Annotated in this window: 19 protein-coding genes; 11 read left to right on the forward strand and 8 right to left on the reverse strand. The window is 34.5% G+C overall.

The window, feature by feature from the left end; genetic code table 11:
• Positions 1 to 16: 16 nt before the first annotated feature.
• The 5 genes from ACSVH9_RS07380 to ACSVH9_RS07400 form a co-directional block, all read right to left on the reverse strand.
• Entirely contained in the window at positions 17 to 1,675 is a 1,659-nt protein-coding gene (locus ACSVH9_RS07380) for a tyrosinase family protein (protein WP_438063153.1), read from the reverse strand.
• Between the two features lie 11 nt (positions 1,676 to 1,686).
• Positions 1,687 to 2,184 (reverse strand): hypothetical protein, encoded by a 498-nt coding sequence (locus tag ACSVH9_RS07385; protein ID WP_438063154.1) that lies wholly within the window; start codon positions 2,182 to 2,184, stop codon positions 1,687 to 1,689.
• Between the two features lie 25 nt (positions 2,185 to 2,209).
• Entirely contained in the window at positions 2,210 to 2,644 is a 435-nt protein-coding gene (locus ACSVH9_RS07390) for a hypothetical protein (protein ID WP_438063155.1), read from the reverse strand.
• A 12-nt stretch (positions 2,645 to 2,656) separates the two neighbouring features.
• Complete coding sequence (locus tag ACSVH9_RS07395) at positions 2,657 to 3,367, reverse strand: DJ-1/PfpI family protein (RefSeq protein WP_438063156.1); 711 nt, start codon at positions 3,365 to 3,367, stop codon at positions 2,657 to 2,659.
• 226 nt (positions 3,368 to 3,593) lie between these two features.
• Entirely contained in the window at positions 3,594 to 5,765 is a 2,172-nt protein-coding gene (locus ACSVH9_RS07400) for a DPP IV N-terminal domain-containing protein (protein WP_438063157.1), read from the reverse strand.
• 280 nt (positions 5,766 to 6,045) lie between these two features.
• On the opposite strand from ACSVH9_RS07400, the gene ACSVH9_RS07405 reads away from it, so the two are divergent.
• The 5 genes from ACSVH9_RS07405 to ACSVH9_RS07425 all read left to right on the forward strand — a co-directional run bounded on the left by ACSVH9_RS07405 (position 6,046) and on the right by ACSVH9_RS07425 (position 11,407).
• Positions 6,046 to 6,894 carry a hypothetical protein gene (locus ACSVH9_RS07405; RefSeq protein WP_438063158.1) on the forward strand — a complete coding sequence of 283 codons (849 nt, stop codon included), beginning with the start codon at positions 6,046 to 6,048 and terminating at the stop codon, positions 6,892 to 6,894.
• On the forward strand, positions 6,885 to 7,469 hold the full coding sequence (locus ACSVH9_RS07410) for a hypothetical protein (RefSeq protein ID WP_438063159.1): 585 nt from the start codon (positions 6,885 to 6,887) through the stop codon (positions 7,467 to 7,469). Before ACSVH9_RS07405 ends, ACSVH9_RS07410 begins: the two co-directional genes overlap by 10 nt.
• Positions 7,470 to 7,725: 256 nt before the next feature.
• Complete coding sequence (locus ACSVH9_RS07415) at positions 7,726 to 10,059, forward strand: ATP-dependent helicase (protein WP_438063160.1); 2,334 nt, start codon at positions 7,726 to 7,728, stop codon at positions 10,057 to 10,059.
• On the forward strand, positions 10,052 to 10,678 hold the full coding sequence (locus ACSVH9_RS07420; protein ID WP_438063161.1) for a hypothetical protein: 627 nt from the start codon (positions 10,052 to 10,054) through the stop codon (positions 10,676 to 10,678). The genes ACSVH9_RS07415 and ACSVH9_RS07420 overlap by 8 nt, the downstream gene beginning before the upstream one ends.
• Before the next feature lie 108 nt (positions 10,679 to 10,786).
• Entirely contained in the window at positions 10,787 to 11,407 is a 621-nt protein-coding gene (locus ACSVH9_RS07425) for an L-threonylcarbamoyladenylate synthase (RefSeq protein WP_438063162.1), read from the forward strand.
• Between the two features lie 253 nt (positions 11,408 to 11,660).
• On the opposite strand, the gene ACSVH9_RS07430 is transcribed toward ACSVH9_RS07425, so the two are convergent.
• From ACSVH9_RS07430 to ACSVH9_RS07440, 3 genes are all read right to left on the reverse strand, one after another.
• Complete coding sequence (locus tag ACSVH9_RS07430; RefSeq protein ID WP_438063163.1) at positions 11,661 to 12,491, reverse strand: OmpA/MotB family protein; 831 nt, start codon at positions 12,489 to 12,491, stop codon at positions 11,661 to 11,663.
• Positions 12,492 to 12,557: 66 nt separating this feature from the next.
• Complete coding sequence (locus tag ACSVH9_RS07435) at positions 12,558 to 13,550, reverse strand: glycosyltransferase family 2 protein (protein WP_438063164.1); 993 nt, start codon at positions 13,548 to 13,550, stop codon at positions 12,558 to 12,560.
• Between the two features lie 8 nt (positions 13,551 to 13,558).
• On the reverse strand, positions 13,559 to 14,023 hold the full coding sequence (locus ACSVH9_RS07440) for a type I restriction enzyme HsdR N-terminal domain-containing protein (protein WP_159685233.1): 465 nt from the start codon (positions 14,021 to 14,023) through the stop codon (positions 13,559 to 13,561).
• A 92-nt stretch (positions 14,024 to 14,115) separates the two neighbouring features.
• Here ACSVH9_RS07440 and holA point away from each other — a divergent pair, with 92 nt between their 5' ends.
• From holA to ACSVH9_RS07470, 6 genes are all read left to right on the forward strand, one after another.
• Positions 14,116 to 15,120, forward strand: coding sequence for a DNA polymerase III subunit delta (gene holA / locus ACSVH9_RS07445; protein ID WP_438063165.1), 1,005 nt, complete (start codon positions 14,116 to 14,118; stop codon positions 15,118 to 15,120).
• Positions 15,121 to 15,126: 6 nt separating this feature from the next.
• Complete coding sequence (gene pulA, locus ACSVH9_RS07450) at positions 15,127 to 17,145, forward strand: type I pullulanase (RefSeq protein ID WP_438063166.1); 2,019 nt, start codon at positions 15,127 to 15,129, stop codon at positions 17,143 to 17,145.
• A gap of 68 nt (positions 17,146 to 17,213) precedes the next feature.
• Positions 17,214 to 17,396, forward strand: a complete 183-nt coding sequence (locus tag ACSVH9_RS07455; RefSeq protein WP_159685243.1) for a CAL67264 family membrane protein — start codon at positions 17,214 to 17,216, stop codon at positions 17,394 to 17,396.
• Positions 17,397 to 17,421: 25 nt separating this feature from the next.
• Entirely contained in the window at positions 17,422 to 19,116 is a 1,695-nt protein-coding gene (ettA, locus tag ACSVH9_RS07460; protein WP_315146633.1) for an energy-dependent translational throttle protein EttA, read from the forward strand.
• Between the two features lie 213 nt (positions 19,117 to 19,329).
• Positions 19,330 to 19,872, forward strand: coding sequence for a hypothetical protein (locus ACSVH9_RS07465; RefSeq protein WP_438063167.1), 543 nt, complete (start codon positions 19,330 to 19,332; stop codon positions 19,870 to 19,872).
• Positions 19,872 to 20,714, forward strand: coding sequence for an ABC transporter ATP-binding protein (locus ACSVH9_RS07470; RefSeq protein WP_438063168.1), 843 nt, complete (start codon positions 19,872 to 19,874; stop codon positions 20,712 to 20,714). Before ACSVH9_RS07465 ends, ACSVH9_RS07470 begins: the two co-directional genes overlap by 1 nt.
• Position 20,715: the final 1 nt, after the last annotated feature.

Below are 20,715 nucleotides of genomic sequence, written 5' to 3' on the forward strand. Positions count from 1 at the left end.
TTTTAGTTTTTAAGTTTTATTTAATGCTAGTTTTTAACGTCTTATTTGGCACAGTTTCCATTGCTCCTTTTAGAGCTCTACCAGCATTAGAAGGTTTGTGTCCAATAACTTCGGCAGTGAATTCTACAGCTTCATTTGAAACAATCTCAGGCGATAAATGGTTGAGACTAAAATGTGCTTTAACTCCCAAGTGCGTCTGGCAATTGGCACATCCTTGAATGGCATTTCTACTCAATACTGATTTTACTCCCACCAAATGCTTTTCACCTTTGACAATTGCGTGTGCAGCAATAATAAAAGACCCACTTATGGCTGCTTTGTTGGCACCAGAAACAGTTAATGTTTTGTTGCTATTCGTATCAGAAGCTTTCATTAAAAGCACTTCATTTGTTGAGGTTTCAGGCCAGTATGGTTGGTCTAAAGAACCGATGGAGTAGGTATAGTTGAGTTGTTTTTCAATATTCACCACGTGAGTCGAGTTATAAGGATTTCCATTAGCATCTGTGAATGGCATTAATGGAGAATCCATAGAAAGCCATACGTTTCCTGATACACCAGGTGTTGGCCCCTGACTATCTACAGAATTGGTTCCTGGATATTGTGGAATGACCTCTAAAGTGTCAAGGTTTCCAGTTTTTTTCTGCCAAACCCAAAACATACGGTCTACATTGCAATGATGGAAAAAGAAAATAGGGTCTAGACCTGCTGTGTCATTTTCACCCATATCTCCATTTGCTCCAACAATTGGTGAAGCATCAAAATTTTGCCCAGGAACAGTTGTAATATCTGCTCCTCCAACAGCCAAATGAATGTCATTGTGTGGTTGCTCTAAGGGCATTACAGGAACGGCTCCAGAAGGCAGCAAATCATTATAAGCTTGACTTGAGGTGGTGTTAGAGAAAACAGTGTAGTTGGGTGCGTTTAAGCAATCTATATACGCTTGATGAACACCTGCAGGAAAAGTTGTGGGTTCGGTATTGTTTACGCCATCTGGTGCAATAGGTACAACAGAAAGATTAAGCCAATTCACAATGTTTTGATTCAATACTTTATTACCATCAGCCAAAGTTGGCCATTGTGCATTATGAATGGCAGTCTGTTTTTGGTCTTCAGGAGTACCCACCAAGCCAGAGTAAGGATATCTTACTGTAGTGTAGCCTACCTCTTTGGTATATAATCCGCCGCCATTGGCTTGATCAGAAGACACATTATCTGTAATAGTTACAGGAAATGTAAAGGAAACCAATGGATTAGGAATTACCGTTCCATCAGCATATTTAAAGGTTTCATCTGTCAAACAACTCGGAATTCCATTGGCTAACGAATAGTCATCTGTTTCATCCCAATAGGGTAGCATCACGTTTTCACAACCCGGAATACTTTGTAAGGCTTGTTCCAAACGTACCAAGTACATTCTGTGCCAAGTTGGGAACAATACATTACCGTGGTTGCACCAGCCGCCCCACCATTGACTATTTCCGTAACCTGCCCCTCTAAAAGGCTCTCCATGATATCCGCCAATTACAAAGAAGGAGTTAAGGTCGCTAGGGTCTAAGGCTTTGATACCAGCCCAAGCCGTCATTAGGTTTTCTAATTCTGTAGTGAAACCGTTCTCGTAATCTCTTTGGATTTCTAGAATCGATTTTCTTACTCGTATTTGATTTGTTGCTGTCATTGTATTTGAGGTTAGTTTATTGATTTTAGTTTGTTATTTTGTTTAGAAAGTAAATAGTCCATTAGTTGTACACCAAAGCTCAACCATATTGAGCTTGAGATGATTAAGATCATTCCAAGTAATGCAATCCAGTTCTCGAGAGGAAAAAATAGTTTTCCTATAAGTAAAAGAACCGCGCCAGCAAGACTTAATTGAAAAGGTATGTACCCATTTTTGGGAGATTTTTTATAAAGAATAATTAAATAAATTCCCATAAATAGGAGTAAAACTGGAAGTAGCCAAGACATATAAGGCAATTGTGACAAACCTAAAAAGCCAAATAAACTCATGTAGGCAGCCCAACAAAGAGGGCATTTTGGAAAGAAGGCTATCAGCACGCTCAAGGCAACAGAGGATAACGATTTGAATCTAAAGTTGGGTTTGTCTTGTTCTAGTATTTCTTTTTTTAACTCCTCAGTTTTTTTACTATGACAACAGCAGTTGTTGGTGTTTGAAGATGTATCGCTCATAATCGTTTTTTTAAAGTTAAACTTGCTATTTATTCTCGGGCTGCAATACGGCATAAAAAGAGCAAACTACTCCCGCAGGGCTTGTACCCCCTTGACCATCTGGATGTGGAATTGCTCGAGTAACACTTCCAACTAAGGCTGGAACTTGATTGATTCCGTTTGGAATTTGAGGGACAACATAACATAGGTAGTCGTAGACCCAAAGAGATCCGCCAACAATTCCGCTTCCTTGAAACCAAAGGCAAGCTGGATTACCGTATTGAAAGGAACCTTTCAATTCAAGTTCCCAACCAGTATCGTATATTTTACCGGTTAATTTACCATCAAGATTTGTAATGATTTGAAGATTTCCTCTTCCAAATTCGAGAGCATTAAAATCTGCAGTTAAATCAGGATTGTTGAGTAGGCTTCGGTAGGTCCAAATTCCAGAGCCTAATTTTGGGGTAGTAGGTGCATTCATAATTGATTGGGGTTAGTTAATAATTTTTTCTATTTGTCTAGTCAAAGCTTTAGAAAAACCTTCGTCCTCTTTTCTCATTCTATCCGTAATGTATTGTGGTGCATGATCTGGATCACCAGCATCTACAGGTGGATTAGGTTGGTATTGTATGAACAATTGTGTGGTTTGAGCGGTTTCTAGGCCTTTTATTATTAATACCATTTCTAAGGCAAGATCTAAAGAAGAGGAAATACCGCCACCAGTAAATATTTTTTGCTCCATATCTATCGAGAATCGAGGGTAGCTAGGTGGAATTTTTAGCTTTAATTTATCCGCTAACAGACCTAAAGTTGGAATTTGGGACCAATAGGTGGTAGCCAAACAGTTTTTTAAAATTCCAGCTGCGGCAAGTACGAATGCACCAGTGCATACAGAGCCGTTCCAAGTAGTTGTTTCAGAAATTTTTCTAATGTGTTTTAAATACTCTTTATTCTGCATTGCAGAAATCACCCCATTCGGACCACCGCCTGGAACGAAAAGGATATCTATTTTTGGGGCTTTTGAAAAATGATAATTGGGTTCAATAGCAACACCTTCTGTTGTAATTATTGTTTGCTCTAATGCTAACCACACCGATTTGAATCCGTCAGTAGAACTAAAAACCTGAGTAGCACCTGCAAAATCTATAAGAGTGCATCCTTGGTATAATGCAAAACCTACGACAATGTCATTTTGAGTATCCATAATTTTAAAATTGAAAGTAAAACAGTAGTTTAATTCAATATTAAAATTACATCGACTCAGTAAAGGGAATTATTTAAATGGTATAAGAAGCAGTATTGATGTGATAAAACTAATTTTTTGGAGTACAAGAGGGAGTTTAGTAGTATAGCTTACAAATTAGTTTTTAAGAATTCGTTCTTTTGACGTACTAAAACAAAAAAGCAATGTTCTCACATTGCTTTTTTAGTTATTTAGGTTGAATCAAAAATTCCTTCGGAGGTTGCGCTTCTAGCAAATGGGTTACGAAATAATCCCATCGTTTGCGCATCATATAAAAAGTGTCTGCACCAAAACCATGACGTGCATTAGGGAAAAGGATAAAATCAAAATCTTTGTTGGCTTTTTGTAAAGCTTGAATCACCAGATAAGTGTTGTAAGGAGGCACATTGTCATCCATTCCGCCATGCGCTAATAACAATTTACCTTTTAAATTTGTTGCAAAATTAGCATTGGCTTGATCTTCATAGTTTGATTTTCCGTTGGCGTCTTTGGTCATAAGGCCAATGTATCGTTCACCCCAATCGTCTTCATAATTTCGGTTTTCGTGATTACCAGATTCGGAGATACCTACTTTATAAAACTCAGGATATCTGAATAAGGCTGCAGCTGTAGCATAACCACCACCTGAATGTCCCCAAATCCCCACCTTGTCCAAATCCATAAATGGGTATTTAGTGGCTAATTGCTTTATCCCCGAAATTTGATCTTCCAAAGTGTTATCGGCCATATTGCCATAACAGGCATCGTGGAATGATTTGGAACGATCTGGATTACACGTTCCATCAATGATAACCACTACAAAACCTAATTCGGCCAAAGCCTGATGATCACTTCGTGCAGAGAAAAAATTACGACTGCCTACACCGCCACCTTGAGGTCCAGGGTAAATGTAATTAACTACAGGATATTTTTTAGTTGGATCCAAATGAGTAGGCGTAAAGAATAATCCATACAAATCCCATTTTCCGTCTCTTGATTTTACTTTAATGGGTTCGGGTGCTTTCCAACCTGTTGCTACTAGTTTTGAGATATCAGCTTTTTCAAGGGTTGCAATTAGTTTTCCAGTAGCAGCTCTCAACACCGAAACGGGTGCCACATTGGGTTGTGAATAAGTATCGACAAAATAGTCTCCATTCGGTGATAATGAAATGGTGTGGTTTCCATCCTCTGGAGTAAGCAATTGAAGGTTCTTTCCACTGAAATCAATTCGGTAAAAATGACTAAAATAAGGATCACGAGCTGATTCTCTTCCATTGGCTTCAAAATAGAGTACTCGATTTTTTTCGTCTACTTTCAAAAGTTGGGTCACTACAAAATTCCCTTTGGTGATTTGTGATTTTAATTTGCCAGTTTTGGCATCATACAGGTACAAATGTCCCCAATCGTCACGTTCACTGTACCAAATGATTTCATTGGAACTTTCTAAATAATGCCAATTTACTTTTCCTTGTCCACTTTCGTATTGTGTAGCCACTTTTTCTTCAAAGATGTCTTTTATTGCTCCTGTTAGTGCATCGGCAATTCTGACTTTGGCTTCTTTATGATCACGTGAAGTAGAAACAAAGGCTAATTTTGTTCCGTCAGCATTCCATTCGTTATCATCAAAAGAACCGGAACACGAAATATCATCACATAAGGTTCCTCTTCGTGGATCGGGAGCCATATTGAAGCGAATAACTTTCGGTGTTTCAACTTCGATAATCACACGCTCAATTTGAATTATTTTTTCATCACCAGGAAGCGGATATTTCCAAGCTTCTAATTTGGGAGCTCCCACATTGGTTGAAACCAAATACATATCTTTCACATGACGCTGATCTTGTTGAAAAGTCGCAATTTTTTTAGAATCGGGAGACCATAATAAAATGGCTTTGTTGCTATGTTTCCATCCAGCATTATCAGTGGCATATCCATAATCTTTTACGCCATCGAAGGTGAGTTGGGTTTCTTTTTGAGTAGCCAAATCTTTGACCCAAAGATTCCAATCTTTGATAAAAGCGGCTTTTTTGCCATCTGGAGATTTTACTTCAAAAGGAGTAACTGTATAAGTTGAGGTAGTAGGCGTATTGTTTTCAGGAAGTAACGATTTTAAATCTGTACCTGTTTTTCGTGTACCGTCAACCGTATGGATTACTACTATTTCTTTTCCTTTGGGAGTAGTATTGTTGTACCAAAAATCACCATTTGGTAACCAATTCGGGTTTACGTTACTATTGAAAACTAATTTGTTGGTATTGAATCCTAAATATTTTACCGCTTTTTCATAATCGGTTGCCGAAAGTGTTTTGTTGCTGTTTTGAGCTTGGACAGAAAAGGTCATAAACATTGCAACAACAAATAGTAAGCTTTTTTTAGTCATAGTGGTTAAAAATAATTGTTTTGGATAAATTTAAACAATTCTGTTTAACTAATTTGGTTTTGTTTCTTTTTCAATTTTATAACAATAGCAAAATGGTATTTTGATACTAGGTACAAAGCCATACTTTGAGAATATAATTATGATTGATGAAATGATTTTAATATTAATTTGTATATTTGAACTTATTGATTAACAGTATTTTGTGTTTTTTTTACTATTGTAACACTGCCCGACAATAATTCATAACCTACATTTTTAATTAATACTAAAATAGGGTAGTATGAAATTATATTTAGTCCTTTTATTACTTTTATCCTCATATGTCACTTTTTCTCAATCTGATGAAAAAGAAGTGCTTAAGCTTCTAGATAGCATAAAAGCAATAGATCCAATAGAAGATTTAAATGTTCAAGTTAATCAACTTACTTCCGAAATTAGAAAAACACAAGGAAATCTAAGAAGTTTAACTCAAGAGTACAAAATGCTTGAAGAATTTTGTGTGCGACAATATGTATATAGAATAATAGTCGATGCATTAGAATCAGGAATTACTCCAAACACATCCGAAATAGAACCTTTTATTGCAAAAAAAAATCATGATGAATGGATAGTGGATAATTGGTCTCTCATTGAGATGCCATCGTCAGGGAGCACTTTGCCAATTGTAATTTTTATCGATTCAAATGATGATATTAATCCAAATTCATCTGATTTTCCTATTAAAGATTTTGGAGTGGCACTTTACAGTGGTGATGCAATACTTAAGAAAGTTTATCCTAATGTATTCAATAAGATAAAAGAGGGGAAAATTGTTTTTAAATTCAAACGGTTATCGCCTCTACGATTACTGTTTATGGGGGTTCCAAAGCTTCAATTTCCTTCTGATTTATCCAGCACTAAGAAAAAGTCTTTAGAAAGTAAACAAAAGTATGCCGATGAGTTACTTGATTGGATTTCTTTTGTTTTAAGTGACGCAATGAAGTCTGTGGGATATACTTCAGACGTTCTAGGGGATTATATGAAAATTGAAAAAAAAGCCTACACAAAACCCACGATTGATGAAAAGATTACTTTAAGAATTCAATATATCCAATTTCTCAAGAAAAAATATGATATGACATGGAAATGAAATTTAAAAACACATTTTTTGTATTACTAGTATTTTTTGCAACTGTTGTTAATGTGCAAGCACAAAAAGCAAATGAATCGAAGGATGATATAGTGACTGAATTCTTGTCAACTCATGATTCGATAAAGAAACAAAAGATAACTGTACAAAGCCCACCTAAACTGGAATTTGCGTTGGAAACCCCAACTGGAAATTCAGAACGTGACTCCATACAATTTTTTAGACAGTTAAAACAATATGATTTTGCAGCCATGCACCAAGAGCGAAGCTTTGCCTGGCAGTTTTATAGTAGTATCCTCATTTTTGTCATGGTAATTTTTATTGTAATTATGGGACTTGTCTTGTCGTATAAACAATTTAAGCTTATGGAAATACAAGTAAAATCGAATATTTCCAAACCAAAATCTGAAACTATTGATGTCGCATCTGAAGACACCAATATCGAAATTTCACAAACGGGCCTCAAAATAAATACTGGAGTCATAGGACTTGCTATATTATTCCTCTCGCTAGCATTTTTCTTTCTTTATCTTAAGTATGTATATCAAATTGATGTCATAGATACGGGACATTAGTATTTTTATTTTGTTTACATTTTTTTTTATGATGTAAAACTACATTAGTCTATTTATCATTTTAAAAAGAAAATCCTAAACCGATTTATCAACTACTGCAGGATATCAAATCTACTGTATTGGATTTCCAGTATTTTGCTCACGGCATTTTTTTTTGTAATTAAAACCATTACTTTTTAATTTAGTTAATTGTTTGAAGCGATTCGGAATTCCTACTTAAATCCTTATTTTTGCCTATCTTTAATAAAAATCATTCATGCGCGAATATATCGATCAGCTTAACGAAGCCCAACGTGAACCAGTACTTCAAAAAGATGGACCAATGATTATTATTGCTGGTGCTGGCTCTGGAAAAACAAGGGTTCTTACCATTCGTATTGCCTATTTAATGCATCAAGGAATTGACGCTTTTAATATTCTATCGTTGACGTTTACCAATAAAGCGGCTCGAGAGATGAAAAATAGAATTTCGCAGATTGTTGGATCTTCTGAAGCCAAGAATTTGTGGATGGGAACCTTTCACTCAGTTTTCGCAAGAATATTACGTTCAGAATCGGATCATTTGGGTTATCCTTCAAATTTCACGATTTATGACTCTCAAGATTCTGCTCGATTGATTTCTTCAATTATAAAAGAAATGCAATTAGATCGTGATATTTATAAACCAAAACAAGTGTTGGGTCGAATTTCTAGTTATAAGAATAGTTTGGTTACGGTTAAAGCCTATTTTAATAATCCTGAGCTGATGGAAGCCGATGCCATGTCGAAAAAACCACGCTTGGGAGAAATTTATCAACAATACGTTGAACGCTGTTTTAAAGCTGGCGCAATGGATTTTGATGATTTGTTGTTGAAAACCAATGAGTTGTTAACTCGATTTCCAGAGGTTTTGGCTAAATACCAAAACAGATTTCGATATATTTTAGTTGATGAGTACCAAGATACAAATCATTCACAGTATTTAATTGTTCGAGCTTTATCGGATAAATTCCAAAATATATGTGTGGTTGGAGATGATGCGCAAAGTATTTATGCTTTCCGTGGAGCGAATATCAATAATATTTTGAATTTTCAAAAAGATTATGAAGGGGTAAAAACCTTTCGTTTAGAGCAAAATTATCGTTCTACCCGAAATATTGTGGAGGCTGCCAACACCATCATTGATAAAAATAAAACCAAGTTAGATAAAGTAGTTTGGACTGCCAATGACTTTGGCCCCAAAATAAAAGTAAACCGCAGTTTAACCGACGCAGAAGAAGGCCGTTTTGTAGCAAGTACTATTTTTGAGCAAAAAATGCAAAATCAGTTGCATAACGGTGCTTTTGCCATTTTGTATAGAACAAATGCGCAATCTAGAGCTATGGAAGATGCTTTGAGAAAAAGAGATATTCCGTATCGTATTTACGGCGGATTGTCTTTTTATCAAAGGAAAGAAATCAAAGATGTTTTGTGTTATTTACGCTTAGTAATTAATCCAAAAGATGAAGAAGCTTTGATTCGTGTGATTAATTATCCTGCGAGAGGAATAGGGGATACTACTATCGAAAAGTTGACTATTGCAGCCAATCATTACAAGCGCTCGATATGGGAAGTAATGCAAAATGTAGATAAAATTGATTTGAAATTGAATTCGGGAACCAAACAAAAATTAGCCGATTTTGTGACAATGATTCAGAGTTTTCAAGTCATTAATGAGAATCAAGATGCTTTCTATATTACCGATCATGTCGCTAAAAAAACAGGCTTGGTTCAAGAATTAAAAAAAGATGCTACTCCAGAAGGAATGGCTAAAATTCAGAATATTGAAGAGCTCTTAAACGGTATTAAAGATTTTACCGAAGGACAAAAAGAAATTGATGGAGCTCGTGGTGCATTGTCTGAATTTATGGAAGATGTAGCCTTAGCCACCGATTTAGATAAAGATACCAGCGATGAAGATCGAGTGGCTTTAATGACGATTCACTTAGCAAAAGGATTGGAGTTTCCTCATGTCTTTGTAGTAGGAATGGAAGAAGATTTATTCCCATCTGCAATGAGTATGAGTACTCGAAGTGAATTAGAAGAAGAACGAAGATTGTTTTATGTAGCTTTAACACGTGCAGAGCATCAAGCCTATTTGACTTACGCGCAATCTCGTTATCGTTGGGGAAAACTGACTGATAGCGAACCTTCTAGATTTATTGAAGAAATCGATGGTCAATATTTAGAATATTTGACACCAGCTGAAAGTAATTACCGCTATAAACCACAAATCGATAGTGATATTTTTGGTGATGTTGATAAATCAAAACTAAGATTAGCCAAACCAGTTGCTGGGACTCCACCAAAGTATACTACTAATAATGAACCCAAACCAGAAGCTGTTATTCGTAAATTAAAGCCAATGGGAACTACTAGTTCCTCAGGCAGTACCAATTTGTTTGACAATCAATTAGTGGTTGGAAATGTTGTGATGCATGAACGCTTTGGTAAAGGACAGATTCTTAACTTAGAAGGGGCTGGAGCTGATAAAAAAGCTGAAATTAAGTTTGAAGTTGGTGGAATTAAGAAATTATTGTTGCGTTTCGCAAAATTAGAAGTGATTGGATAAATCACAATTATTGATTGGTATGGATTTTTTGTTTGTTTTTAAAGTTACTTTATTTACTGTTTTACAATGTATTCCATTATATATTTGGTATAAGATTGCTTTACGTAAAAAGATTATAGTTGATTGGCGATTAATTGCTAGTTATTTTCTTTTTGGTTCTTGGTTTGGTATGTTTGGAGAATTGTTTTTGTTTAAAATAATAGAATGGCTTTTTCATTCACCAATTTGGGAATATAGGACATTACCAATTCATCAAGGAATTACTTCTTCTTATGGGCCGATAATGTGGGGAAATGCTGCAGTGTATATTTGTTTTCACAAAAATTATTCTTTAAACAAAAAAGAAAACCCAAACTTCATTATTTCTTTTGTAAAAGAATCTCTTTTTCTTTTAGTATTAGAATTGCTTTTTAATTTCTTAGCATTTGGGCTATTTAAAGAGTATTTTTTCTATTATTTTGTTCCTGATTTATGGCATTGGTCAAGTTTTACTAATTTGCCTTTTTGGTGGATTGGCTATCAAATAGTAGTTAAGTACAGTACAGTTCTTTATAAAGAAGAAAAATTGAATCTATCCATTGCTGTTATGATGATAGTAATAGCTTTTGCCTATCAATGATTTAAATTTTTTTGAGGAAGAAAATTAAGTAACTTTACTCAATTAGTATCATTGGTTTACATTGGCAGCCAAAATTAAAACCTAGATAGCACTTTAAACAAAAAATATATGGCACAATTCCTTAAAATTTATCCTGAGAATCCAAATGAAAAGGAAATTGCGAAAGTCGTTAAAGTACTTCGTGATGGTGGATTAGTCATTTATCCTACAGACACAGTATATGGTTTGGGTTGCGATATAACTAATTCTCGGGCATTAGAAAAAATTGCAAAAATTAAGGGAATTAAATTGGAGAAAGCCAATTGGTCTTTTATTTGTCATGATTTAAGTAATTTGTCTGATTATGTTCGTCAAATAGATACAGCAACTTTTAAGATTTTAAAAAGAGCTTTGCCAGGTCCCTATACTTTTATCTTACCAGGAAATAATAATTTGCCTAAAGAATTTAAGAAAAAAACAACTGTTGGAATAAGGGTTCCGGATAACAATATTATTTTAGAGATGGTTAGACAATTAGGAAACCCAATTGTTTCTACTTCCATTCGTGATGATGACGATGTTATTGAGTACACAACAGATCCTGAGTTGATTTTTGAAAAGTGGCAAAACTTAGTAGATGTTGTGATTGATGGAGGATATGGAGATAATATAGGTTCAACAATTATTGATTTGTCTGATTATGAACCAGTTGTTGTAAGGGAAGGGAAAGGAAGTTTGGATTTTTTATAAAAAAAATGGTTTTATTGTTGAGTTTTTTTTAAAAAAGTTATATGAAATCTTTATTTTTTTTGTAATATTTCATATATTTACTAATATAATTCTATTGAAGTGAGTTAAAATATACGATAAAATGTTATTCTTGATATATTTAATTGGTTATTAAAACAATATTGAGGGTACATGATGGCAGGTCGAAAGACCTGCCTTTTTTGCATAAAAAAAGCGTCTTTTGAAGACGCTCTTAAAGAATATTCTAAGAAACTTATTGTTGTTTCTTCATTTCTTTTTCAATCATATCATAGAATTGATCAATTTTTGGTAAAACCACAATTCTTGTTCTTCTATTTTTAGAACGATTCTCCGGAGTATCATTTTCTACTAAAGGAATATACGAACTTCTACCAGCTGCTATCAATTGAGCAGGTTTTACACCTAAATCATTTGTTAATACACGGATAATTGAAGTAGAACGTTTTACACTTAAATCCCAGTTGTCTAATAAAACTCCGTTACTTCTGTAAGGAACATTATCAGTGTGACCTTCAACCATACATTCAAAATCAGGTTTGTCATTAACTACTTTAGCAACTTTAGCTAAAACAGCTTTAGCTTTATCAGTTACTTCATAGCTACCACTTTTGAATAATAATTTATCAGCAATAGAAATAAAAACTACTCCTTTTTCTACATTAATTTCAATATCTGGATCAGAAATACCTACAGAACTTTTTAGACTAGTCACTAAAGCAAGTGTTACACTATCTTTTTTAGTTAATGCGTCTTGCATTCTGCTAATCTTTAAATCTTTTTCTTTGATTGTTTCTAAGGCCTTTTCAATGTTTTCAGCTCCTTTTGTAGTAAGAACTGTCATATCTTTTGAAGTATTGATCAATAATTGATTTTTTTCTTTCAATCCTTCAACAGTAGCTGCTAAACCTGCTTTCTCTTCTAAGCAAGAGTTCAATTTAACTGTAGCAGTATTTAATAAATCTTGAGTTTCTTTGTTTTTAGCTTCCAAATCTGTGTACTTTTTCTTGGACACGCAAGAGGTTAACAAAGTTAAAACCGACAAAGCAATTACTATTTTTCTCATAATTTTTATTTTAATGATGTTTTACAAAGTTAAATCTTAATATGAATACCTAGGTATAAAATATTGTTAAACTAGCATTTCAAAAACAGTGCCATTCTTAATAAAATAAGTATAGACGATACTATTTACCTTGTAATATGACTTCTTTTGATAAGCTCCTCTCTTTTTAAAGTGCTTACTAAAATACTGATAAAAAGCGAAATGTGCTTTCAAAATTGCCAAAAAATGTTTAGGCTTACCTTTTGCTAAAAATTGTAGCCCTGCAATACCATCCAATACCATTCTAAGAAAAAGGGTTGGGTATAAACTAGCTTTTGGTAAATTCTTGGTCAACATGTACAATGAATTTCTAAAATTCAATTCTGTTTTTTTGGGATTACCTTGCTGTAATGTTGCTCCTCCTATATGGTAAACAACGGAGTTTGGTACATACTTTATAATGTGACCTAAATTTATAGCTCTCCAACACAAATCGATTTCTTCTTGATGCGCAAAAAAATCGGAATCAAATCCGTTTAATTCGTGATAAATCTCTGAGCGAATAAAGAAACAAGCTCCAGATGCCCAAAAAATTTCGATACTATTATCGTATTGTCCGTTATCTTTTTCAAGCGTATCAAAGATACGTCCTCTGCAAAACGGAAAACCATATTTGTCAATGAAACCACCTGCAGCACCAGCATACTCAAAGTATTCTTTGTTTTTAAAGTCTAATATTTTGGGTTGGATGATAGCTGTTTTGGGCTCGTTTTTAAATGTTTCGATAATTGGTTGTAACCAATTGGCAGTAACTTCAATATCTGAATTTACCAAAGCATACAGATCGGCGTCTACATTCTGTAAAGCTTTGTTGTAGCCTCCAGCAAATCCATAATTGGCTTTATTGATAATGATTTTGACTGAGGGAAAATTAGCTTTCACGTAAGCCACAGAATTATCTGTAGATGCATTATCAGCCACATAAATGGTGGCTTCTGGTGAATATTGAATAATCGTTGGAAGAAATTGTTCTAAAAGAGATTGTCCATTCCAATTAAGTATAACTACGGCTAATTTCATGGGTGAATTTAAGAAGTTTGTTGAGATATAGGACCATATTCTGGGATTGATCTTAGGAATTCGTATTTTTCATTTTCGAAATCCATTGTACAATAATAATGATTCAAACCATTGGTTACCATCAAAAATTGGGATTGTAATGTCATGTTGTATTGTGCAATTTGATCAAAAGTAGCTTGACTTATAGTGATATGTGGAGCTTTACATTCTATTAATGCGTGAATAGCGCCATTAGGATTAAAAATTACAATATCATAGCGCTTTCGCAAACCATTAACGTGTAACACTTTTTCAACATTTATTAAGGATTTTGGGTATTTTTTTTCTTGCATCAAAAATTGAACTACATGCTGACGTACCCATTCTTCAGGAGTAAGAATGATAAACTTTTTACGTATTTCATCAAAAATAGACACTTTATTTTCGCTATTTTTGAATCGGAAAGAGTAAGAAGGAAAATTAAGTTCTTGCATACTGCAAAAATATAAAATTGTTTTAGGTTTTGAGTTTAAAGTTTCACGTTGTTGAAACAAGGCCTGAAATTAGAAACTCGAATAAAAATAGAATGGACGAAGTAATAAAGATTGTTAACGATATAAAAGCTGGAAATATTAAACCTATTTATTTTTTAATGGGTGAAGAACCTTATTATATTGATAAACTATCTGATTATATTGAGGAAACAGTTTTAACCGAAGAGGAAAAAGGATTTAATCAAACGGTTTTGTATGGTCGTGATGTTTCTGTAGAAGATATTGTAAGTACCGCCAAGCGTTATCCAATGATGGCTGAACGTCAAGTGGTGATTGTAAAAGAAGCTCAAGAACTTTCGAGAACCATTGATAAGTTAGAAAGCTATGCCGAAAATCCAATGCCTACAACCGTTTTGGTGTTTTGTTACAAGTATAAAACACTAGATAAACGAAAAAAAGTCACCAAAGTTTTGGCTAAAAATGGTTTGGTGTACGAAAGCAAGAAATTGTATGAAAACCAAGTTGGAGATTGGATTAAAAGAGTATTAGCAGGAAAAAAATACGCTATTGAACCCAAAGCTTCAGCGATGTTGGTCGAATTTTTAGGTACCGATTTGAGCAGAATCAACAATGAGCTTGAAAAACTAAAAATCATATTACCTGCTGGAAGTACCATTACAGCGCATCATATTGAGGAGAATATCGGTTTTAGTAAAGATTTTAATGTTTTTGAATTGCGAAAAGCGATTGGTGAACGCAATCAACTAAAAGCGTATACCATTGCCGAGAATTTTGCACAAAACCCCAAAGACAATCCCTTGGTAATGACAACAGGATTGGTTTTTAGTTTTTTTGTGCAACTGCTCAAATATCATGGATTGAAAGATAAGAATCCTAAAAATGTAGCTGCTGTTTTAGGTGTTAATCCATATTTCTTAAAAGATTATGATGTAGCTATTAAAAATTATCCGATGAGAAAAGTTAGCCAAATTGTTGGCTCTTTACGAGATATCGATGTAAAAAGCAAAGGAGTAGGAGCCAACGCGCTTTCGAATGGTGACCTGCTTAAAGAGATGTTGTATAAAATTTTCAATTAAGTACATATGACTACTTTATTTAAAAATATCATTTTGAGTATTGGATTACTTTTAATGATGCCGTGGGCCAAAGCTCAAAATTCAAAAACGAATACCATAAAATACACCTCATTTGATACTTATCCAGTGTATTTAAAAGAGGATTTAGGGGTTACTTATTCTCCTCAAAAGACGATTTTAAAGCTTTGGAGTCCTAATGCTGAAGAAGTTCAGTTACATCTTTATGCAAAAGGGAATGGAGGCAATGCTATTGCTACAAAAAATTTAACTTACGAAACCAAGACAGGTGTTTGGGCAATCGAGTTAAAAGGAGATTTCCATAATACCTATTACACTTTACAAGCAAAAAATGAAGGTAAATGGTCTAAAGAAATGCCCGATCCTTATGCCAAAGGAGTTGGTGTGAACGGTAACCGTGGGCTAATTTTTAACCTCAATAGTATTAATCCAACTGCTTGGAAAAAGGACAAACAACCCGAACTGAAATCTGTAGCGGATATTATTTTATATGAAACGCATGTTCGTGATTTTTCTATAGATGCTTCATCAGGTATTAAAAACAAAGGTAAATTTCTTGGTTTAACAGAAACCAACACTAAAAATAGTTATGGCGAAAGTACTGGATTAGATCATCTGAAAGAATTGGGAATTACCCATCTTCATTTGCTTCCAGTTTTTGATTATAAATCTATTGATGAAGCTAATTTAGATAAACCACAATACAATTGGGGCTATGATCCACAAAATTATAATGCTTTAGAAGGTTCTTATGCAACCGATCCTTTTGATGGGTTGGTGAGGATGAAAGAATATAAAGAAATGGTGCTTGCCTTACATCAAGCCAATATTCGATTGGTGATGGATGTAGTATATAATCACACTAGCTCCACAGATATTTTTGACCAATTGGTTCCAGGTTATTATTACAGAAATTGGACTGATGGTAGACGTTCCGATGCTTCAGCTTGTGGTAATGAATTTGCTTCTGATAGAATTATGGCGCGTCAATTCATGCTTTCATCGCTCAAATATTGGGTTAAGGAATATCACGTTGATGGTTTTCGCTTTGATTTGATGGCTATTCATGACATCGAAACTATGAATCTGATTTCAAAAGAACTCAAAAAAATTGACCCCACCATTTTCTTATATGGTGAAGGTTGGACGGCTGGGGACTCTCCACTTCCTTTGGAAAAAAGAGCTTTGAAAAACCATGTGAAGCAGTTGAATGATATTGCCGTTTTTTCTGATGATATCCGTGATGGAGTAAAAGGGCATTGGTCTAATGTTGAAGATAAAGGATTTGTAAGTGGTAATAAAAACCTCAAAGAAATAGTGGCGTTTGGTGTGGTAGCTTCCACCAATCATCCACAGATAAAATACGATAAGAACAGAAGTTATGCACAGTTTCCTTATGCTGACAGTCCAACTAAAGTTATTGGTTATGTTTCTTGTCACGATAATAATACTTTGTATGATAAGCTAAAAATTGCCAATCCTACTGCTTCGGAAAAGGAATTGGTTGCAATGGATAAATTGGCGAATACCATTGTTTTGACTTCTCAAAGTATTCCTTTTTTGCATATGGGGGGTGAAATGAAACGTACTAAAAAAGGAGTTGAGAATTCCTTTAACGCCCCAGATAGTATCAATAAAATTGATTGGAATTGGAAAAATGAAAACAAAGCATTGTATCAGTATTACAAAAGCTTAATTGCTCTGCGAAAAGCACATCCTGCTTTTAAAATGACAACTGAAAAAATGATACAACAGCATTTGGATTTTTTAAGTACAAATGATCCGCTTTTAGTGGGCTATACTTTAAAAAATTATGCCAATGGTGATACTTGGAAAAATATAAGAGTATACTATAATGGCGATACTGTTGCAAAAACAATTGCATTAGATGGAACTTGGACCATTGCTTCTAATGGTGAAGTGATTTCTCTCAATTCAGGTGAGAAGACTCAAAATCAAACCGTCACCATACCTGCTCATAGCGCAATGATTTTATATCAAGAATAAGAATTTTGTTCCAAAATCTATAAAAAATAACGATATTTGCAGTTCCGAAAAAAATAAATACCACGATTATGGGAATGAATAAAAATACCATCCTAGGATGGGCTACATTTATAATGATTTTAATGGGATTATTACTTATAGCATTGGGAGCTTTTCGCTACAGAGACGTATCTGGATGGGGATTTGCAGCGGTTGGAATTGGATTTTTAGCCAATGCTTGGGTTTTTAGCTCTTTGAAAGGACGTGTATAAAACAGTAAATAAATAAACTAAAAATATGTCAGACGATAAGAAGGTCATTTTCTCGATGCAGAAATTGAGCAAAACCTATCAAGGTGCAGATAAACCGGTATTAAAAAACATCTATTTGAGTTTCTTTTATGGAGCCAAAATTGGTATTTTGGGTCTTAATGGCTCTGGTAAATCTTCTCTTTTAAAAATTATTGCTGGAGTTGATAAAAATTATCAAGGTGATGTCGTTTTTCAACCCGGATATACGGTTGGTTATTTAGAACAAGAACCAATTTTAGATGATTCTAAAACAGTAATCGAAATTGTTCGTGAAGGAGTTGCCGAAACTATGGCAGTTCTTGAAGAATACAATCAAATCAATGACTTGTTTGGTCTTGAAGAAAACTATTCTGATCCAGACAAAATGGATAAATTGATGGATCGTCAAGCTGCTTTACAAGACAAAATTGATGCACTTGGAGCTTGGGAAATCGACACCAAACTTGAGATTGCAATGGATGCTTTACGTACTCCTGAAGGTGATACACCAATCAAAAATCTTTCAGGTGGAGAGCGTCGTCGTGTAGCTTTATGTCGTTTGTTATTGCAGCAACCAGATGTATTGCTTTTAGATGAGCCTACCAACCACTTAGACGCTGAATCTGTATTGTGGTTAGAGCAACATTTAGCACAGTATTCTGGAACTGTAATTGCCGTAACGCACGACCGCTATTTCTTGGATAATGTTGCAGGTTGGATTTTGGAATTAGATAGAGGAGAAGGTATTCCTTGGAAAGGTAACTATTCTTCTTGGTTGGATCAAAAATCGAATCGTATGGCTCAAGAAGAAAAAGTGGCTTCTAAACGTAGAAAAACTTTAGAGCGTGAGTTGGACTGGGTACGTCAAGGTGCCAAAGGTCGTCAAACCAAGCAAAAAGCCCGTTTACAGAACTACGACAAACTTTTGAATGAAGACCAAAAGCAATTAGACGAAAAATTAGAAATCTATATTCCTAATGGTCCGCGTTTGGGAACCAATGTAATCGAAGCTAAAAATGTTGCCAAAGCCTTTGGAGAAAAGCTTTTATATGATAACTTGAACTTTACTTTGCCCCAAGCAGGAATTGTTGGAATTATCGGTCCGAATGGAGCTGGTAAATCGACTATTTTCAAAATGATTATGGGCGAACAACAAACCGATAGTGGTGAGTTTACAGTAGGAGAAACTGTAAAAATCGCTTACGTTGATCAATCACACTCAAATATAGATCCAAATAAATCGATTTGGGAAAACTTTGCCGATGGGCAAGAATTGATTATGATGGGAGGTAAGCAAGTGAATTCTAGAGCTTATTTGTCACGTTTCAACTTTGGAGGAGGTGAGCAAAACAAGAAAGTATCAATGCTTTCTGGTGGAGAACGCAACCGCTTACACTTAGCGATGACTTTGAAAGAAGAAGGTAACGTATTGCTTTTAGATGAGCCTACAAATGATTTGGATGTAAATACATTACGTGCACTCGAAGAAGGTTTAGAGAATTTTGCAGGTTGCGCCGTAGTTATCTCACACGATAGATGGTTTTTGGATAGAATTTGTACACACATTTTAGCTTTCGAAGGCGATTCAGAAGTGTATTTCTTCGAAGGTAGTTTCTCTGATTATGAAGAAAACAAAAAGAAACGTTTAGGTGGCGATTTGACTCCAAAACGTTTGAAATACAGAAAATTGATTAGAGGATAAAACTAATCAACAATTTTTTCAATCCACTATTTACTTTTAAAGTAGGTAGTGGATTTTTTTATGCTATTATTTTATTTTCTATTGTAAAAAATATTTTGTTTCTAATTAATAGTTTTTTCTTATTTTGGTAAAGTATTTATTTTGAGTTCGATAACTGCTTTTTTTGGTGATTGATACCAAAGTCTTGAATGGAAATGAAACCTTATTTAATTTATGATTGTAACAAATTTACCCAAACAACCGCCACTATTTATTTCCTATTTGAAGGTGGGTAAATTGTTGTATTATTCTTTGATTCTTTTTGTACTTGAAGCTTGGTTTTATGGTATGCAATTGCGCTATGCGTTGTTACATCAAGGCGTACTTTTAATTATTTTATGGATAGGATGTTTTTTGTTTTCATTCGTCCATATTTTTTTGGTCTTGGCCGATGGTTGGTCCCGTTTTCAAAACTACAAAAGGGCTAAAGATCAGTTTTTTATCCACGGTTTTAACAGACGTATTTGTGATACCTACATTATTTCAAAATGCCAACGGATGGCTGCAATTGTAGCTGCCGAGGAATTAGGATTGGAAAAACAAGTAACGGAATATTATAAGCAAAAAGGTGTAAAATGGTATCATTTTATCCCTTATTTTATGGTGAATGATCCATTGTTTCTATTTAAGAAAAAGTTTTGGAATCGTACCTTTTTAGAACCTAGTTATCGCTCTAAGTTTAATTTCAACGCAATCCAAATGAACATTTCGCAATAATGGAAGTACAAAATATTTACAAATCGTATGGTGATTTAGAAGTACTTCGAGGGGTTTCTATGCATTGTGCACCAGGAGAAATGGTTGGTTTGTTGGGGGCCAACGGTGCAGGAAAGACAACTTTATTCAAAATTATTTTTGGACTGATTCAACCGGATAGTGGAACGGTTAGCTTGCCTGAACATCACGCAAAACCATTGGGTGGAATTATCGAAAAGCCAGGTCTTTATGAATATCTTTCAGCGGCAGAAAATATCAAGTTGTTTGCTGGTTTGCAAGGGATAAATCCCACAAAAGCTTTTACTAACGAATGCCTTTCACAAGTTGGTTTAGATCTCAAACGCAACGATCCGGTAAGTCGTTTTTCAATGGGAATGAAACAAAGATTAGCCATTGCAATAGCATTGTTAAATCAGCCAGCGGTTCTGGTTTTAGATGAACCTTTTAATGGATTAGACCCAGTAGGTGTAGCTGCTTTACGTGATTTGATATTGGAGCTCTGTGAAGAAAAAAAACTAGCCATTATTTTATCCTCTCATATCACAGAAGAATTGGCTAAATGTTGTCACCGTTTGTATGTGCTAAAGGGAGGTGAAATGATTCACAGTGGACCCACCCAAGAAATTCTGTCTACTCATACTGTTGGATATGCTCTTTATGGCAAAAGACTAAGTACAGCACTAGCACTAAAAAAGTATCCATTTAAAATACGAGGACAAATGGTGTGGGTAGCTATTAACTCCAATGAAATAAGTAAACTACTGCACGATTTACTCCTTGAAGGTATTGATATAGAATCTTGTATTCCTGATTACAGTATGAAAGAACTTTTTGAAATATAGG

It is taken from the genome of Flavobacterium sp. RSSB_23 (assembly GCF_051547145.1).
Taxonomy (GTDB): Bacteria; Bacteroidota; Bacteroidia; order Flavobacteriales; family Flavobacteriaceae; genus Flavobacterium.

Coding starts and splice junctions, on each gene's coding strand:
- ACSVH9_RS07380 (WP_438063153.1), bottom strand. CDS start 1,675: ATGACAGCAACAAATCAAATACGAGTAAGAAAATCGATTCTAGAAATC.
- ACSVH9_RS07385 (WP_438063154.1), bottom strand. CDS start 2,184: ATGAGCGATACATCTTCAAACACCAACAACTGCTGTTGTCATAGTAAA.
- ACSVH9_RS07390 (WP_438063155.1), bottom strand. CDS start 2,644: ATGAATGCACCTACTACCCCAAAATTAGGCTCTGGAATTTGGACCTAC.
- ACSVH9_RS07395 (WP_438063156.1), bottom strand. CDS start 3,367: ATGGATACTCAAAATGACATTGTCGTAGGTTTTGCATTATACCAAGGA.
- ACSVH9_RS07400 (WP_438063157.1), bottom strand. CDS start 5,765: ATGACTAAAAAAAGCTTACTATTTGTTGTTGCAATGTTTATGACCTTT.
- ACSVH9_RS07405 (WP_438063158.1), top strand. CDS start 6,046: ATGAAATTATATTTAGTCCTTTTATTACTTTTATCCTCATATGTCACT.
- ACSVH9_RS07410 (WP_438063159.1), top strand. CDS start 6,885: ATGGAAATGAAATTTAAAAACACATTTTTTGTATTACTAGTATTTTTT.
- ACSVH9_RS07415 (WP_438063160.1), top strand. CDS start 7,726: ATGCGCGAATATATCGATCAGCTTAACGAAGCCCAACGTGAACCAGTA.
- ACSVH9_RS07425 (WP_438063162.1), top strand. CDS start 10,787: ATGGCACAATTCCTTAAAATTTATCCTGAGAATCCAAATGAAAAGGAA.
- ACSVH9_RS07430 (WP_438063163.1), bottom strand. CDS start 12,491: ATGAGAAAAATAGTAATTGCTTTGTCGGTTTTAACTTTGTTAACCTCT.
- ACSVH9_RS07435 (WP_438063164.1), bottom strand. CDS start 13,550: ATGAAATTAGCCGTAGTTATACTTAATTGGAATGGACAATCTCTTTTA.
- ACSVH9_RS07440 (WP_159685233.1), bottom strand. CDS start 14,023: ATGCAAGAACTTAATTTTCCTTCTTACTCTTTCCGATTCAAAAATAGC.
- holA (WP_438063165.1), top strand. CDS start 14,116: ATGGACGAAGTAATAAAGATTGTTAACGATATAAAAGCTGGAAATATT.
- pulA (WP_438063166.1), top strand. CDS start 15,127: ATGACTACTTTATTTAAAAATATCATTTTGAGTATTGGATTACTTTTA.
- ACSVH9_RS07455 (WP_159685243.1), top strand. CDS start 17,214: ATGGGAATGAATAAAAATACCATCCTAGGATGGGCTACATTTATAATG.
- ettA (WP_315146633.1), top strand. CDS start 17,422: ATGTCAGACGATAAGAAGGTCATTTTCTCGATGCAGAAATTGAGCAAA.
- ACSVH9_RS07465 (WP_438063167.1), top strand. CDS start 19,330: ATGATTGTAACAAATTTACCCAAACAACCGCCACTATTTATTTCCTAT.
- ACSVH9_RS07470 (WP_438063168.1), top strand. CDS start 19,872: ATGGAAGTACAAAATATTTACAAATCGTATGGTGATTTAGAAGTACTT.